The sequence below is a fragment of the Pseudomonas sp. LS_2 genome (assembly GCF_042709235.1).
Taxonomy (GTDB): Bacteria; Pseudomonadota; Gammaproteobacteria; order Pseudomonadales; family Pseudomonadaceae; genus Aquipseudomonas.
Map to the genome: position 1 here is coordinate 14726 of NZ_JAVAYC010000036.1, position 18187 is coordinate 32912.

Consider the following 18187-nt stretch of genomic DNA (forward strand, 5'->3'; position numbering starts at 1 on the left):
GCGGGTTCTAGCAAAAGTATTAGCACCATTTGCTCTGCTCGGCGGCTCGCTGCCTGGCGCTGAGCGACTACACATTCCATCAATGGAAAATCTGTAGTCGCCAAGGTCAGGCCATTCGACTCGACGCGTGTGTTGGTTTCCCGGTGTCGCACGCCCTTCAAGGAATGAATCGCCTGATCCACGTAAGGAGCTCTTCGTGGACAGACGTGTCGCCCCCGTTTCGCCAACCCACCTTTCCCATTTGTCATTAGCCGTGAGCCTGGCCATTGGCGGCCTGCTGCTCACCCCAATGGAACAGGCGCTGGCAGCCTGTACCACCGCCGCTAGCGTGGTGACTTGCAGCGGTGCCGCAAACCCCTTGGCCCCGAGCTACAGCAACAGCGCCAACGGGCTGACCGTCAACGTCAACGCCGGGGCCTCGGTGGGCGTCCTGCTGGGCGTAGGCGGCACGGCGATGTCGTTGCTGGGCAACAACGTCACCCTGAACAACTCCGGGCGTATCGACCCGTCGTTGCTGGGCGCCATCAGCCTGCTGAGCACGGGTACGCGGATCGGCAATACCAACAACAGCACGGTCGTGGTCAACAACAATGCCGGCGGTATGCTCATGGGTACCGGCGGTCTGCTGGGCGTCAACCTGGCCAACCTCAACGGCGTGGCGTTGGATATCACCAACGGTTCCGGTGGTACCACGACCATTACCAACGCAGGCACCATCGGCTCATCGATCATTACGGCCGGGGTCATTACCGAAGACACCCCGACCGTCGCAGTCAGCGGCGGCGGTGCGGTGACCATGACCAATACGGCGACCGGCAGCATCACCGGCCGCATGGCATTCCAGGCCTCGGCCGCCGGCAACACCTTCACCAACGCCGGTACCATCAATGGCAGCCTGTCGATGGGGGCCGGTTCCACCAACCGCTTCAATGCCATCACCGGATCCTCCGTCAACCGTGGAGCCGGTGTCGGTGTGAACCTGCTGGTGGTGAGCAACCCGAACCTGGCCTTCGCCGCAGCGGGGGTAGTCGATGGCGGCGCTGGCGGCACCAACACCCTGGCCCTGCAGAACGCCATCGGCGGCGGTAGCGGCACGGGTGGCACCGGCACCATCAACGCTTCCAACTACATCAATTTCAGCCGCCTGGTGGTCGACAGCGGTACCTGGACCCTGGTCGGTTCACTGCTCAGCGGCACCACCCAGACCACGCTCAATGGCGGGGTGCTCAACTTCGACAACTCCGGCGCTTTCGGCAGCGGTGGCATCATCGCCAACGGCGGGGCCCTGCAGGGCACCATTGCCGGCCTGAGCCTGGCCAATGCCCTGACGCTCAATGCTGGCCTGAGCGTGGGGGGCGCCACCGACATGGCGCTCAATGGCGTGCTCAGCGGCGCAGGCGGGCTGGTCAAGACTGGAGCTGGCCTGTTGACCCTCGGCGGCACCAATACCTACACCGGCGGTACCACCCTTACCGCTGGCGGCCTGAACCTCACCAGTGCCGGCGCGTTGAGTGGCGCCCTGAACGTCACCGGCAACGGCAGCCTGCAAGGCAGCGTGCCCCTGGTGTTGAACAACGCTGTGCAGCTCACTGGCGCCAGCCTGAGCCTGCCAGGCAGCAATGCCCTCACCCTGGGCGGTGTCGTCAGTGGTTCCGGTGGCCTGGTGAAAAGCGGCAGCGGCAACCTGTCGTTGACCGGCACCAATACCTACAGCGGCGGCACCACCCTTGGCGGCGGTACCTTGACCCTGGGCAACAGCGCCGCCATGGGCACCGGCGCCCTCGCGCTGACCGGTAATAGCACCCTGGCCGCCAGCAGCGACATCATCCTCGACAACGCCATCAATCTGGGCAGCAGCATCCTGACCCTGCCGGGCCTTGCGGCCACCACCCTCAATGGCGTGGTCTCCGGCACCGGCGGCCTGGTCAAGGACGGCGCGGCCAGCCTGACCATAAACGGCAACAACACCTTCAGTGGCGGCACTACAGTCAACGCCGGCCTCCTGACCCTTGGCAACAGCAATGCCCTGGGCACTGGCGCGCTGACGCTGGGCGGCAACATCAGCCTTGATGCCAGCACCGCAGTGAGCGTGGCGAACGCCATCAACCTGGGCGCCAACACCCTCAACCTGCTGGGTACCAGCGCCACGATCCTGGGCGCAGTGATCAGCGGTACCGGCGCGCTGGTCAAGAACGGCGCGGCGGACCTCAACCTCAATGGCAACAACACCTTCAGCGGTGGAGTGACCCTCAACACCGGCAAGTTGACCGTGGGCAACAACAATGCCCTGGGCGGTGGCGCCTTGACCCTGGGTGGCAACGCCAGCCTCGACGCCAGTACGGCGGTCAACTTGGGCAACGCCATCAGCCTGGGCGCCAACACCCTGAGCCTGCTGGGCACCAGCGCCACTACCCTTGGCGGTGTAATCAGCGGCACCGGCGCCCTGGTGAAGAATGGCGCTGCGAACCTCACCCTCAACGGCGCCAACACCTTCAGCGGCGGTACCACGCTCAATGCCGGCGTGCTGACCGTGGGCAACAACAGCGCCTTGGGCACTGGTGCGCTGACCCTGGGTGGCAACGCCAGCCTCGATGCGGGCGTGGCAGTCAACCTGGGCAATGCCATCAACCTGGCGAGCAACACCCTGACCCTGGTGGGGAGCAGCGCAACTACCCTGGGTGGTGTCATCAGCGGCACGGGCGCATTGGTCAAGAACGGCAGCAGCAACCTGACCCTGACCGGCACCAATACCTTCAGCGGCGGCCTGACCCTCAATGCCGGTACCCTGACCCTGGCCAGTGCAGCGGCCCTGGGGACCGGCGCATTATCCGTCGGCGGCCCGGCCACCCTGGTCAACAGCGCTGCCATGACCTTGAACAACGCGGTCAACCTGGGGGCCAACCTGACCCTGAGTACCCCCAACAACCTCACCTTGGGCGGCAACCTCAGTGGCGTTGGCGGGCTTATCAAGAGCGGCGCGGGCGTGCTCACCCTGACGGGCAATAACAGTCAGACCGGCACCACCGCGCTCAATGCCGGCACCCTGGTGCTGGGCAGCGCCACGGCCTTGGGCAGTGGCGCATTGAACGCCGCTGCCAACACCACCCTGGACACTTCGGTGGCCGGACTGAGCGTGGGCAATGCCATCAACCTGGCAGGCAACCTCAACCTCGCTGGCAGCAACGACCTGACCCTCGGCGGGGTGGTCGCAGGCGTCGGCGGCCTCACCAAGAACGGCACCTCCACCCTGACCCTCAATGGCGCCAACGCCTACTTTGGTGCGACCAACCTCAATGCCGGGCGTATCGTACTCGGCAGCAATACCGCGTTGGGTACTGGCGCGCTCAACGCCGCTACCGGTACCCAATTGGACGCCAGTACCGCCGTCACGCTCGCCAACGCGGTGAACCTGGCCGGCGCACTGACCATCGATGGCGGTGCCGACCTGGGCCTGGGCGGGCTGGTCAGTGGTGCAGGCAGCCTGGTCAAGAACGGCAATGCCACGCTCACCCTCTCCGGCGCCAACACCTACCTCGGCGGTACCACCCTCAACGCCGGTGGGCTTGTGCTCGGCAACGGCGCGGCACTGGGCGTGGGCACGTTGACCGTGGCCGGTGCCGGGACCCTGGACAACAGCGCAGCGATCAGCGTTGGCAACGCGATTACCCTGGATGCCGACCTCACCCTTGGCGGCAGCAACAACCTCGTGCTCGGTGGGTTGATCGACGGCACCGGCCGTCTGATCAAGAACGGCAGCGCCACCTTGTCCCTCAACGGTCTGAACACCTACGCCGGTGGCACCCTGCTCAATGCTGGCACCCTGGTAGTGGGCAACGGCAGTGCCCTCGGCACCGGCGAGCTCACCGTAGGCGGCGTGGCCAGCCTGGACAACAGCGCTGCGCTGGCCCTGGGCAACAGCATCGGCCTGAATGCCGACCTGACCCTGGTCGGCAGCAACGCCCTGTCCCTCGGTGGCGTCATCAGCGGGGCAGGGCAGCTGGTCAAGAACGGCAGCGCCACGCTTACCCTGGAGGGCATCAACACCTTCAGCGGCGGCACTACCCTCAACGCCGGTGGCCTGGTAGTGGGCAACGGCAGCGCCCTGGGCAGCGGTGCCCTGAACGTGGCTGGCGCGGCCAGCCTCGACAACAGCGCGGTGGTCAGCCTGGGCAATGACATCAACCTCGGCGCCAACCTGACCCTCGGCGGCAGCAACGACCTCGCCCTCGGCGGGACCATCAGCGGCACCGGAGGCCTGATCAAGAACGGCCTGGCCGACCTCACCCTGAGTGGCGCCAACACCTTCACCGGCGCCATCGACCTGCTCGGCGGCAGCCTCACCACCGTCGGCGGTAATGCCCTGGGCAACGCCTCGTCGTTGAACGTCGGTGCGGGCGCCAGCCTGAACCTGGGCGCTGGCGCCACGGTCGGCGGGCTCAGTGGTGCTGGTGCGGTGAACGTCGCTGGTGGTGGCAACCTCACCGTCGGCGGCAACAACCAGAACAGCGTGTTCAGCGGTGCCTTGGCAGGCACCGGTGGGCTGATCAAGAACGGCAGCGGCAGCCTGGAGCTGTCCGGGGTGAACGTGCTGGCGGGCGATGCCACGGTCAATGCCGGCCTGCTCAATGTCACCGGCACCCTGGCCAGCACCAACGTGCAGGTCAACAGCGGTGCCAGCCTGGGTGGCGGCGGCAACCTGCTGGGCAACGTCGACATCGCCAACGGCGCGCACCTGCTGGCCGACAGCGGCGCCACCCTCAATACCGGCGCGCTGACCCTGCACAGCGGCTCGGTGCTGGACTTCGGCCTCGGCGCACCGGCCACCGGTGGCACGGCGTTGGTCAACGTCAATGGCAACCTGACCCTGGACGGCACCCTCAACGTTTCCGACATCGGTGGCTTCGGCGTCGGTATCTACCGGCTGTTCGACTACACCGGTGCGCTGGTGGACAACGGCGTGCTGTTCGGCAGTTTGCCGGGTAGCGTGCTGCCGGGCGACCTGCAATTGCAGACCTCGATCGGCACGCAGGTCAACCTGCTGGTCGGTGGCGCGGCCGCAGGCGTGCAGTTCTGGGATGGCAGCCAGACCATACCCGACGGCACCATCAACGGCGGGAGCGGCACCTGGGGCGGGGCGACGAGTAACTGGACCAATGTCTCCGGCACGCTCAACGATACCTGGGCTGACCAGTTCGCGATCTTCCAGGGCGCCGCAGGCGACGTCACGGTGGTAGGTACGCAGGCCGCCACGGGCTTGCAGTTCGTCACTGATGGCTATCGCCTGATCGGTGCCGGGGGCCTGAACCTGGTCAATGGCTCCAACGGCGCCTTCGCCGTGCGCGTCGACCCCGGCGTTACCGCCACCCTCAACGTTGGCCTCTCGGGCACCGGCCAACTGGCCAAGCTCGACACCGGCACCCTGGTACTCAACGGCGCCAATACCTACAGCGGCGGCACGCTGCTCAACGGCGGCAGCCTCGTGGTCGGCAACGACACTGCCCTCGGCTCGGGCGCGTTGAGCGCCGCTGCGGGCACCACCCTGGACAGCAACACCAACGTCACCCTGGCCAACGCCTTCACCCTGGGCGCAGCGCTGACCCTCGGCGGCAGCGCCGACCTCGGCTTGAGCGGCGTCGTCTCGGGTGTGGGCAGCCTGGTGAAGAATGGCGCGGGCAACCTGACCCTGGGCAACGCCAACACCTACAGTGGCGGTACCACCCTCGCCGCCGGTACTGTCACGGTGGGCAACGACCAGGCCCTCGGCAGTGGCGGCCTGACGGTCAGCGGCGCCTCCAGCCTTGCCGCCTCGGGCAGCGTTGCCCTGGCCAACACCGTTGCCCTGAACGCCAACCTCACCGTACCGGGCGCCGGCAACCTCACCCTTAACGGAGCGGTCAGCGGCACCGGTGGCTTGATCAAGACGGGCACCGGGGTCCTTACCCTCAATGCCAGCAACACCTACCAAGGCGTCACCAGCCTCAATGGCGGCACCCTTGTGGTCGGCAGCAATACCGCGCTGGGCACCGGCGCGCTCAACGCCGCAGGCGGCACTACGCTGAGCAGCAACAACGGCGCGACCTTGGGCAATGCCCTCAACCTGTCCGGCAACCTGACCATCGCCGGTGCGCAGGACCTCGCCCTGGCAGGCAACGTCAATGGCGTCGGCGGCCTGACCAAGACCGGCAGCGGCACCTTGACCCTCAGCGGTCTCAACGGCTACCTGGGCAATACCAACCTGAACGCCGGTACTCTGGTACTGGGCAGCAACACTGCTCTGGGCCTCGGCGTGTTGAATGCAGCCGCAGGTACAACGCTCGATACCAACACGGCGGTCGCGGTTGGCAACTCTGTCAATCTTGCGGGCAACCTCACCATCGCCGGCAGCAACGACCTCAACCTGGCAGGCCTGGTCAATGGCGCCGGGGGGCTGACCAAGAACGGCGCGGGTAACCTCACCCTGGGCGGTGCCAACAGCATGCTCGGTGGCGTGACCCTCAACGCCGGCACTCTGACCCTGGGCAATAACCAGGCCCTGGGCCTCGGCGCCCTGACGGTAGGGGGGGCGGCGAACCTCGCCAGCACTGGCGCATTGACCCTCGCCAACCAGGTACTGCTCAACGCCACCCTGACCCTGGCCGGCAACACGGACCTCGCGCTGAACGGCGTGGTCAGTGGCACTGGCGGCCTGCTCAAGAACGGCAGCGGCAACCTGACCCTGGGCGGCGCCAACACGTTCCAGGGCGATACCACCCTGGGCGCGGGCTCGCTCACCCTGGGCAACGACACGGCACTCGGCAGCGGCAGCCTGCTGGTGACCGGCAACAGCTCTCTGCTCAGCAGCGGCGCACTACAGGTGGGCAATGCCATCGACCTGGGCACCGGCACCACCCTGGGCATCGGCAACGTTCAGGCACTGACCCTCGGCGGAGTGATCAGCGGTGCGGGCAGCTTGACCAAGTCCGGCAACGGCCAACTGGTGCTCAATGGCACCAACACCTTCAGCGGCGGTACTTCATTGCAGGCTGGCAGCCTGCTGCTGGGCAACGCCGATGCGCTGGGCAGCGGTGCGCTCACGGTCAACGGCGCTGCGGGTCTCGACGCCAGCCAGGCCTTGGCGCTGAACAATGCCATCGCCCTCGACGGCGGCGACCTTACCCTGGGGGGAAGCCAGGCGTTGACCCTCAATGGCGTGGTCTCCGGCAACAATGGCCTGGTGAAGAACGGCGCGGCCAGCCTCACCCTCAATGGCAACAACACCTACAGCGGCGGTACCACGCTCAACGCCGGCAGCCTGATTGTCGGCAGCAACGATGCACTCGGCAGCGGCGACCTCAGCGCAGGGAACAACACCACCCTCGACGCCAGTGTCGCGGCCACCCTGGCCAATGCCATCCACCTCGGGGGCGTGCTGAACCTGCCCGGCAGCGCCGACCTCACCCTCGATGGCGTTATCGATGGCGTGGGCGGCCTGGGCAAGTCCGGCGCCAGTACCCTGACCCTGAACGGTGCCAACAGCTACCTCGGCGGTACTACCCTGAACGCAGGCCGGCTGGTGGTCGGCAATGACGCCGCCCTGGGGCAGGGCGCACTGATCGTCGCCGGGGCATCGGCCTTGAGCAGTGGCGCAGCCAGCACCACCCTGGCCAACAACGTCACCCTCAACGCGGGGCTGACTGTCGATGGGGGCAACGACCTCACCCTCAACGGCGTGGTCAACGGCACCGGCGGGCTGGTCAAGGACGGCAGCGGCAACCTGACCCTCAATGGCAACAACGGCTACCAAGGCGGTACCCAGCTCAACGCAGGAACCCTTACCCTCGGCAGCAGCGGCGCGCTGGGCAGCGGTACGCTGGCGGTGACCGCCGATGCCACCCTGGTCAACAGCGCGCCCATGGCCCTGGGCAACGCCATCAACCTGAGCAACGGCGCCAACCTTACCTTCGACGTAGGTAACGCGCTGGTTCTCAGCGGCGACCTGGGCGGCACCGGCAACCTGGTCAAGACCGGCGTCGACGACCTGACCCTGGTCGGCGTCAAGACCTTCACCGGCGACATCGATATCCAGGCCGGCTCACTCACCACCCTGGGCAACGGCGTGCTGGCCAACGTCGGCGCCGTCAACCTCGGCGCCAGCGGTGCACTCAACCTCAATGGCGACGCCAGCCTCGGCGCCGTGACCGGCAGCGGTGCAGTGGACATCGGCAGCGGTAGCACCCTCAACCTGGGCGGCAACAATGCCAGCAGCACCTTCGGCGGGGCCCTGAATGGCCTGGGCAACCTGACCAAGGCCGGCAGCGGCACCCTGACCCTGACGGGCAGCAGCAACCTGGCCGGCGATACCCTGGTCGACGGCGGCACCCTGGCAGTGAACGGCGTGCTCGCCAGCAACCTGCTGACGGTCGCCAACGGCGCCACGCTGACTGGTAGCGGCTCGGCCAATGCGGCGGTGACAGTCGCCAACGGCGGCCACCTGGCCGGGCAGAGCGGCAGCACCCTGGGCCTCGGCTCGCTGGTGCTCGATAGCGGCGCGGTCGTCGATGTCGGCCTGGGTTCGCCCGCTACCGGCGGCACCGCGCTGTTCAACGTCGGTGGCAACCTGACTCTCGACGGCACCCTCAACGTCAGCAATATCGGCGGCTTCGGCAACGGCGTGTATCGCCTGTTCGACTACGCCGGGCTGCTCACCGACAACGGCCTGGATTTCGGCACTCTGCCGCTGGGCGTGGGCCTTGGCGACGTGAGCCTGCAAACCGCGCTGGCCAGCCAGGTCAACCTGCTGGTAAACGCCAGTGGCCAGGGCATCCAGTTCTGGGATGGCAGCCAGACCACCGGCAACGGCCAGGTGGATGGCGGCGCTGGTGTGTGGAACGCTGGCAACAGCAACTGGACCGACCTCAACGGCACCAGCAACGGCACCTGGGGCAGCACCTTCGCGGTGTTCCAGGGTACGGCAGGCAACGTCACCGTCGAGGGTAGCCAGACTGTCAACGGCCTGCAGTTCGTCAGCGATGGCTACCGCCTGCTCGCCGGTACCGGCGGTGTGCTCAACCTGATCAACGGCAGCGGCGGCGACACCAGCGTGCGGGTCGACCCCGGTTCCACCGCAACCCTGGACGTTGGCCTGGCCGGCACCGGCAAGCTGAACAAGCTCGACACTGGCACCCTGGTGCTCAATGGCAACAACAGCTACAGCGGCGGCACCAGCCTCAGTGGCGGCACCCTGGTCGTTGGCAGCGACACCGCCCTGGGCGTCGGCGCCCTCGCAACCGCCGCCGGTACCACCCTGGACAGCAACCAGTCGGTCGCGCTGGGCAACGCCATCACCCTGGGGGGCGCGCTGAATATCGCCGGCAGCAACGACCTGGCGCTGAACGGCGACATCGATGGTGCCGGTGGCCTGGTCAAGGCAGGTAACGCGCGCTTGCTGCTGGCCGGCAACAACACCTTCGCCGGCAATACCATGCTCAATGCCGGCACCTTGGTGGTCGGCTCCAACACTGCCCTGGGCAGCGGCAGCCTGAATGCCGCCGCTGGCACCAGCCTGGACAGCAGCCAGGCCGTGACCCTGGCCAACAACGTCAACCTGGCCGGCGCCCTCAACGTACTGGGCAGCAACGACCTGACCCTGGGCGGCACCGTGGCCGGGGCTGGTCGCCTGGTCAAGAGCGGCGCTGCGCGCTTCGCCCTGAACGGCGCCAACACCTACAGCGGCGGCACCGAGTTGCAGTCCGGCACCCTGGTGCTGGGCAACGACGCTGCCTTGGGAAGTGGCGGGCTGGACGTAACCGGCAATGCCAACCTCGATACCAGCAGCGCGGTGAACATTGGCAACGCGGTCAATATCAGCGGCGTGCTCAACGTGCTCGGCAGCAACGACCTGCAACTGAGCGGCATCCTCAGCGGCGGCGGCACGCTGAACAAGAGCGGCCTGGCTGACCTGACGCTCTCGGGCAACAACACCTTCAGCGGTATCCTCAATATCCTCTCCGGCAGCCTCAGTACCATCGGCACCACCGCGCTGGGTACCCAGAGTGCGCTGAACGTCAGCAGCGGCGCCACCCTGAACCTGGATGGCAACACCTCTCTGGGCACCATCGGCGGTACCGGCGACATCCAGATCGCCCCTGGCAACAGCCTGGCGGTGGAGGGCGGGGTATTCGACGGGGTGCTCAGCGGCACCGGCACCCTGAACAAGCTCAGCGTCGCCAGCCTGCGGTTCAATGGCGCCAACACCCACAGCGGTACTACCAACGTGCAGGCCGGTACCCTGTGGGTTGGCGGCAGCCTGGCCAGTAGCAGCGTGAACGTGGCCAGTGGCGCCACCCTGGCCGGCAGCGGCAACCTCGGCGGCGCGGTGAATGTCGCCGACGGCGGTATCCTGGCAGCCAGCAGCGGCAGCACCATGAGCGTCGGCAGCCTGGTGCTGGGCAACGCCGCCAACTTCAACGCAGCCTTGGGCGCACCCAGCGGCAGCACCACGCCGCTGGTGAACGTGGGCGGCAACCTGACCCTGGACGGTACCCTGAACGTCACCGACATCGGTGGCTTCGGCGCCGGGGTCTATCGCCTGTTCGCCTATGGTGGCTCGCTCACCGACAACGGCCTGGCCTTTGGCAGCACGCCGGTACCGAGCACCGACCTCACCTTGCAGACCGCCATCGCCAACCAGGTCAACCTGGTGGTCGGCGGCGCCAGTAACGTGCTGTTCTGGGACGGCAGCCAGAGCGTGGCCAATGGTGTGATCGAGGGTGGCACGGGCACCTGGGATGCCACCAACACCAACTGGACCGATGCCAACGGCGTGCTCAACAGCAACTGGAACGACACTTTCGCGGTGTTCCAGGGCGCGCCCGGCACGGTCACCGTCAACGGCAGCCAGAGCATCACTGGCTTGCAGTTCATCAGCGACGGCTATGTGCTCGATGCAGGCGCTGCGGGCGAACTGATCACCAGCGGCACTGCCAACCTGCGGGTCGACAACGGCGCCACCGCCACCTTGAACATCGCCCTCAACGGCACCGGCAGCGTGGTCAAGCACGATAGCGGCACCCTGGTCCTCAACGCCGCCAACGGCTACAGCGGTGGCACCCAGCTCAATGGCGGTACCTTGGTGCTCGGCAACGACAGTGCACTGGGCAGCGGCACCCTCACGGCCGCAGCCGGTACCACGTTGGACAGCAACACCGCGATCACCCTCGCCAACAACGTGGCACTGGGCGGCGCGCTGGCCATTGGCGGCAGTAATGCACTGGCTCTCAACGGCACCCTCGGCGGTGCGGGCAGCCTGGTCAAGAATGGCGCCGGGCAACTTGTCCTCGGCGGTAACAACAACTACACCGGCGGTACGCAGATCAACGCCGGTAGCGTGGTCGGCAACACCTCCAGCCTGCAAGGCAATATCCTCAACAATGCGGCATTGGCCTTCAACCAAAGCGTCACCGGCACCTATGCTGGCAACCTCACCGGCACGGGTACCCTGGCCAAGGACGGCGCTGGCCAACTGTTGCTGAGCGGCAATAACGGCCTGACTGGCAATACCTCGGTGAACGCCGGCAGCCTGCTGGTCAACGGGCGTCTGGACAGCGCCAACGTGGTGGTCGGGACGGGCGCCAACCTGGGCGGCACGGGGGTGATCTCCGGAGCGGTGCAGGTGCAGAACGGCGCGACCCTGAGCGCCGTGCAAAGCACCACGCCGCTGACCCTCGGCAGCCTCAGCCTGGCCTCAGGCAGTGCGCTGGACTTCAGCCTCGGTGCCCCCTTGGCCACTACCTCGGGGGTGCAGGTCAATGGCAACCTGGTGCTCGACGGCACCCTGAACGTCACCGACATCGGCGGCTTCGGCATGGGCGTCTACCAATTGTTCAGCTATGGCGGCACCCTCACCGACAACGGCCTGGTATTCGGCGCCATCCCGGGCAGCGTGGCCCTGAGCGATCTTGTCCTGCAAACCTCGATCGCCAACCAGGTCAACCTGATCGTGCAGAACGGCGGCACCCAGTTGCAGTTCTGGAACGGCGGCAAGACCAACCCCGATGGCAGCATCGGTGGAGGCAGCGGCGTCTGGGGTCCGAGCACCAACTGGACCAATTCCACCGGCACCACCGGCGAGGGCTGGGGTGACCAGTTCGCGGTATTCGGCGGCCAGGCCGGGACCGTCACCGTGGTCGGCAACCAGTCGTTCACCGGCATGCAGTTCCTGAGCAACGGCTACCAAGTGGTGGCCGGCGATGGCGGCAGCCTTGCCCCGGTGAACGGCGCTGGCGGCGCCCTGGCTCCGATAAGGGTCAACGCGGGCGCCACCACGCTGATCAGCGCCGCCATGGTGGGTAGCGGCGGTATCCAGAAGGTCGACGCCGGCACCTTGATTCTCAGCGGCGCCAACACCTACAGCGGCGGCACTACGGTCACTGGCGGCACCTTGGTGGGTAATACCGCCAGCTTGCAGGGCGGTATCCTCAACAACGCCAGCCTGGTGTTCCAGCAGAACGCCAACGGCACTTTCAACGGCAGCCTGACCGGGACCGGCACCACCTACAAGACCGGCGCTGGGACCTTGTTGCTGACGGGCAACCAGGCCTTCAGCGGCGCCTTCAACGTCAACCAGGGCGTACTCCAGGTGGGCGATGCCGCGCACCCAGGCAGTACCCTGGCGGCACAGGTGACGGTAGGCAATGGCGCGGCCCTGACCGGCAACGGCAGCGTCGCTGCGCTGACCAACTATGGCAACGTGCTGCCTGGCCCGGCCGGCAACCTGAACGTGACCGGCAATTTCACCAACGCAGCCGGCAGTACCTTGAGCATCGACCTGGGCACTGCGGCGGTGAACTACCTGAACGTCGGCGGCACCGCCAACCTCGGTGGCAGCTTGCAAGTGCTCAACGTCGGCGATGGCAACGGCACCTACACCGTGCTGAACGCGGCCGGTGGCGTTACAGGCACCTTCGCGGGTACCAACCTGGCCAATTCGGCGTTCCTCAACAGCACGGTGAACTACGGCGCCAACCAGGTCAGCGTTTCCGTCAGGCGCAATGGCAACACCTTCGCCTCGGTCGCCGCCACCGGCAACCAGCGCCGCGTAGGTACTGCTCTGCAAAGCGCCGGTGCGCCGCAAAGCCTGAGCAGCACTATCCTGCTGCTCGACGAGCAAGGCGCGCGGGCGGCCTTCGATAGCCTGTCCGGTGAAGTCCACGCCAGCACCGCCACGGTGCTGATCGAGGACTCGCGTTACATCCGCGAAGCGGTCAACGACCGTATGCGCCAGGCCGACTGCACCAACCGCGACGATCCGCGCCGCACCCTGGCACCGACCGCCAACCAGCAGTTGACCGGCGAAGGTTGCCAAGGCCAGGCCGTGGGCTGGATGCGCGTGCTCGGCGGCTGGGGCGACTATGACGGCAGCAGCAGCCACGCCAGCGTCGACCGCGATCTGTCGGGGTTCATGCTGGGGGTCGACCGCGCCTTGGATGACCAATGGAAGGTCGGTATCGCCGCTGGCTACACCCATACCAGCGTGGACGCCCAACGTCGCCAGTCGGATGCCTCGGTCGATAGCTATCACCTGGCTACCTACCTGAACTACCAGCTGGAGGCATTCGCCGCGCGTCTGGGCGCCAGCTACACCTGGCACGACATCGACACCAAGCGTGACGTCCAGGCCGGTGCCTATAACGACCGCCTGAAGGCCAAGTACAAGGCGCGCAGCGCCCAGGTGTTCGGCGAAGTGGGCTATGCCATGGACCTTGGCGGCCTGGCCGTGGAGCCGTTCGCAGGGCTGGCCTACGTCAACTACGACAGCGACAACGGTCGCGAAAAAGGCGGGGCAGGGCGGCTGGAGGCGAGTGTCGACCAGGACGTGACCTTCTCCACCCTGGGCGTGCGGGTGGGCAAGCGCATGGCCCTGGCCAATGGCAGCGAGGTCACCCCGCGGCTGTCGGTGGGCTGGCGGCACGCATTCGGCGACACCAAGCCAGACGCCGACCTGCGCTTCATCGAGGGCGGTGCCGGGTTCAGCACCACAGGCGTGCCGATTGCCCGCGATGCGGCGGTGGTCGAGGCCGGTGTGGACCTGTCGGTGGGCGAGAGCGGCAAGCTGGGCCTGGGGTACTCCGGGCAGTTGTCCAGCGAAGGCCGTGACCATGGCGTAGTGGTCAGCTTCAGCATGGGCTTTTGAGGTCGTGGCTACCGCAGGGCGATCCTACTCGCCCTGCGGTAATGCCTGACGCTAGACTGTCGTCTTTCCTGCATCTGGAAAGGAGCCTGGCGTGTCTCACCCCCGCAGTTTCCCCACTGACCTTTGCCTGGACAGCCCCCGCCTGCAATTGCGCCCCATGCGCCATGGCGATGCCGCGCAGTGGCTGACGATCATGGCCGACCCCGAGGTGATGCGTTACTGGTACCACGCGCCTTGGCAGAACCTGGCCGAGGCCGAAAGCGCCCTGGCTGCCGACCGCGAGGCCTATGGCAATGGGCAGTTGCTCAAGCTGGGCATGTACCGACGCGACAACGGCGAGCTGATCGGCATGGTGCAGATGTTCAACATCGATGACGAGTCGCGCCGCGGCGAGATCGGCTATTGCCTGGCTCGTGCGGTGCAGGGGCGTGGCTACATGGACGAGGCGCTGACCTGCTTTATCGACTACCTGGCCCACACCCTGCACATGCGCCGCCTGGAAGCGGAAATCGACCCGCGCAACAACGGCTCGGCACGGACCCTCGAACGCCAGGGCTTCGTGCTCGAAGGCACCTTGCGCGCGCGTTGGAGCGTGGGGGGCGAGTTGTCCGACTCGGGTATCTACGGCTTGCTGCTGGAGCCGCCGGTGGCCTGAACACCCTCGGCCCGATATTGCGGTATGGTCGGCTTTTCGCCCGACCCGATGGAGCCTGCGGTTGCCTGCCTACTACCTCACCACCAGCCTGCTGCTGTACCTACTCGCCCTGGCCTTCGACGGCGCGCTGATGGGCGCGGGGCGACACATGCCAGCCTTGCAGATGCTGCTGTACGGCCCCTGGGGCGTGGCCTTCGGCTTGTACAACTGGTTCGCCAACCCACTGCTGGCGCTGGCGGTCCTCGCCCATCGACGCTGCCGTCGCCTGGCCCTGGGGTTGGGTGTGCTGGCGCTGTACCTGGCGGCCAGCAGCTTGGCCATCGAGCGTTTGCCGGACAACGTCAGCTACGCCTTCCAGGACCTTACCGGCTTTGGCGTCGGGTTCTACCTTTGGCTGCTGTCGATCGTCGTGTTCTGCGCCGGGCAACTGTGGTGGTGCTGGAAGGCCCGCAGCGCTGCTGACGTACCCGGCTGGCGATGGCTCGACGTGGCCTTGATCGCTGCCCTGGGCGTAACTCTGTACGCCGCCACGCAGATGCCCTCGCTGCGTTTCGAGGTGGACAAGGTGCTGATGCCGCCTGAACCTTCCCAGGCCTTGTAATGGCACCGGTACTTGCTGCTAGGCTGGCAGCTACCCTTAGCAAAGGATCCTTGCGATGCTCAAAAGCTCTCTCGCGGCCTTGATCGCCGCCTTCGCCTTCTCGTCCGCCCAGGCCGAGGACAGCTCGCCTGCCTACAGCCAGTGCATGGACAAGGCCTCCAGCACCCAGGCCATGGGCGAATGCATCAAGGCCGAGACCACGTTGCAGGACGAGCGCTTGAACCGGGTGTACAAACAGCTCATGGCCAAGCTCGATGCGGGCAAGCAAAAGAGCCTGCGCGAAGTGCAGCGCAACTGGATCGTCTATCGCGACGGCAATTGCCGGTTCCATGTGCAGGCCAGCGGCGGCACCCTCGCCTCGATCAACGGTGGCATGTGCTTGATGGACATGACCCGCGAGCGCGGGGCGGAGCTGGAGCGGATTCTCAGCCCTGGGCAGTGAGTTTTCCGGGACCGGAACTGCGGTCTGGGCTTCGCGGGCAAGCCTGCTCCTACAGGACGGCGCTTATCCTGTAGGGCGTGCTTGTGGGACCGCCGCGAACCAGGGCGAAGCCCTGGCCATTCAACGTGACGCCCGCGCCTTGAGGTACTCACGCACCTCCCGCGCATCCCCGGAAAACTCGATACGCTCGGCCTTGGCCTCGCGCTGGTAGGCATACATCGGGTCGTAGTATTCCTTCAGCAGCCCCTCGATCCAGCTGCGGTGCAGCTCCACCGCGCCACTGCGCAGCTGCTCGTCCAGCGCCTGGGCCAGCAGCTCGGACAACCGCTGGAAGCGCTCCCCGCCCAAACGCTTGTGGATATTGGCCATGCTCTGCTGCATGCGTTCGGCGAACAACCGGCGGCCATCCTCCTCGCCATGCAGCGCGACGAACTCGCTGCACAAGTCGATCACATAGTCCCGCAGAATTCGCTCCACGCGGTTGGCAAAGCTGTCTTCGAGCCACACCAACGGGTACTGCTGCATGCCTTGGTACAGCTCCAGCGGCACCGTGCAACTGCCCACGATGCGCCCCTCGTCCTCGAGCACGAACTGCTCGGTACCCCGCGCCCGCTGTTTCAGCACATCGATGGCCAGGCGGTTCTCGAAGTCGATCTGCGCCGGCTGCGCGGTGGCGCGCTTGCCAAAGCTGGAGCCGCGATGGTTGGCGTGCCCTTCGAGGTCGAGCACGTTGTCCAGTTGCTGCAAGACGTCGGTCTTGCCGGTGCCGGTGAGGCCGCCGACCAACACGAAGTCGCACTGCGCCACGGCCTGCTGGGTGGTCTCCAGCAGAAAGGTGCGCATGGCCTTGTAGCCACCCTTCACCTTTGGGTAGAGGATGCCTGCTTCCTTGAGCCAGCCCTGGACGATCTGCGAGCGCAGCCCGCCGCGGAAACAATACAGGTAGCCGTCGGGGTGGGCCTTGGCGAACGCCGCCCAGGCCTCCAGGCGCTGCTGCTTCAGCGCGCCATTGACCAGCTGGTGGCCAAGGCTGATGGCCGCAGCCTGGCCTTTCTGCTTGTAGCAGGTGCCGACCTTCTGCCGCTCCTGGTCGTTCATCAGCGGCAGGTTGATGGCGCCGGGGAAGGCGCCCTTGGAAAACTCCACAGGTGCGCGCATGTCCATCATCGGTACTTCGTCGAGGAACAGCTGGCGGAAGTCGGTGCAGTCGTTGCGCATCAAAGCACCTCGACCGCGTAGGTCTGTCGCTCGACCAGTTCGCCGATTGGCGCCAGCGTCAGGCCCAACGCCTCGGCACAGGCGAGGAATTCGGCCTCGCCTTCGCTAGTCACCGCCACCAGCAGGCCACCGCTGGTTTGCGGGTCGCACAGCAGGTGCCTTTGCTCATCGCCAAGCGGCGCGATCTTGTGCCCATAGCTTTCGAAATTGCGCAGGGTGCCGCCGGGAATGCAGCCCTCGGCCAGGTAGTGCTCCACGCCAGGCAGGCGCGGCACGGCGTCGAAGCGCAGGCGTGCGGTGAGGCCGCTGCCTTCGGCCACTTCCACCAGGTGGCCGAGCAGGCCGAAGCCGGTGACGTCGGTCATCGCGGCCACGCCATCGAGCTTGCCGAAGCGGCTGCCAGGGGTGTTGAGGGTGCACATCCAGTCGCGGGCCAGGCCTTTGTCCTGCTCGCGCAGCTTGGACTTTTTCTCGGCGGTGGTGAGGATGCCGATGCCCAGAGGCTTGGTGAGGTAAAGCTTGCAGCCGGCGCTGGCGGTGTCGTTGCGCTTGAGGTGGCGCTTGCTGACCACGCCGGTCACGGCCAAGCCGAAGATCGGTTCGGGGGCGTCGATGGAATGCCCGCCGGCCAGCGCAATGCCTGCTTCGGCGCACACCGCACGGCCGCCGCGAATCACCTCGCGCGCGACCTCGGGTGGTAACAGGTTGACTGGCCACCCCAGAATCGCAATGGCCATCAGCGGATCGCCGCCCATGGCGTAGATATCGCTGATGGCGTTGGTGGCAGCGATGCGGCCGAAGTCGTAGGGGTCGTCGACGATGGGCATGAAGAAGTCGGTGGTCGAGACCACACCGCGCTCGTCATCCAGGGCGTAGACCGCCGCGTCGTCGCGCGAGGCGTTGCCGACCCACAGCTTGGGGTCCAGCGCCTGGGTGCCGCTTTCGGCGAGGATCACGTCCAGCACCTTGGGAGAGATCTTGCAGCCACAGCCCGCGCCGTGGCTGTATTGGGTCAGGCGAATCGGTTCGCTCATACGCACCTCGATTTTGGGGATGCGCGATTGTAGCAAAGCTGGCCTTTGTCCCCGTGGCTCTTATACT

The 18187-nt window shown here is 66.5% G+C and carries 6 protein-coding genes; 4 read left to right on the plus strand and 2 right to left on the minus strand.

Annotated features, from left to right (window positions below; genetic code table 11):
• The first annotated feature begins 196 nt into the window (after nucleotides 1–196).
• From RAC97_RS22490 to RAC97_RS22505, 4 genes are all read left to right on the plus strand, one after another.
• A complete protein-coding gene (locus RAC97_RS22490) occupies nucleotides 197–14170 on the plus strand; it encodes an autotransporter-associated beta strand repeat-containing protein (protein ID WP_375101857.1) in 13974 nt (4657 codons plus the stop codon).
• A gap of 91 nt (nucleotides 14171–14261) precedes the next feature.
• Nucleotides 14262–14825, plus strand: coding sequence for a GNAT family N-acetyltransferase (locus RAC97_RS22495; RefSeq protein ID WP_375101858.1), 564 nt, complete (start codon nucleotides 14262–14264; stop codon nucleotides 14823–14825).
• Nucleotides 14826–14886: 61 nt separating this feature from the next.
• On the plus strand, nucleotides 14887–15426 hold the full coding sequence (locus tag RAC97_RS22500) for a hypothetical protein (protein ID WP_375101859.1): 540 nt from the start codon (nucleotides 14887–14889) through the stop codon (nucleotides 15424–15426).
• A 55-nt stretch (nucleotides 15427–15481) separates the two neighbouring features.
• Nucleotides 15482–15868: a lysozyme inhibitor LprI family protein gene (locus RAC97_RS22505; protein ID WP_375101860.1), complete on the plus strand. Its 387-nt coding sequence runs from the start codon at nucleotides 15482–15484 to the stop codon at nucleotides 15866–15868.
• Between the two features lie 120 nt (nucleotides 15869–15988).
• Here the strand turns inward: RAC97_RS22505 and mnmH are convergent, their stop codons facing one another.
• Together mnmH and selD are read right to left on the minus strand one after the other, a co-directional pair.
• Complete coding sequence (gene mnmH, locus RAC97_RS22510) at nucleotides 15989–17086, minus strand: tRNA 2-selenouridine(34) synthase MnmH (protein WP_375101861.1); 1098 nt, start codon at nucleotides 17084–17086, stop codon at nucleotides 15989–15991.
• Nucleotides 17086–18120: a selenide, water dikinase SelD gene (selD, locus tag RAC97_RS22515; RefSeq protein ID WP_375101862.1), complete on the minus strand. Its 1035-nt coding sequence runs from the start codon at nucleotides 18118–18120 to the stop codon at nucleotides 17086–17088. The genes mnmH and selD overlap by 1 nt, the downstream gene beginning before the upstream one ends.
• Nucleotides 18121–18187: the final 67 nt, after the last annotated feature.

Coding starts and splice junctions, on each gene's coding strand:
- RAC97_RS22505 (WP_375101860.1), top strand. CDS start 15,482: ATGCTCAAAAGCTCTCTCGCGGCCTTGATCGCCGCCTTCGCCTTCTCG.
- selD (WP_375101862.1), bottom strand. CDS start 18,120: ATGAGCGAACCGATTCGCCTGACCCAATACAGCCACGGCGCGGGCTGT.
- mnmH (WP_375101861.1), bottom strand. CDS start 17,086: ATGCGCAACGACTGCACCGACTTCCGCCAGCTGTTCCTCGACGAAGTA.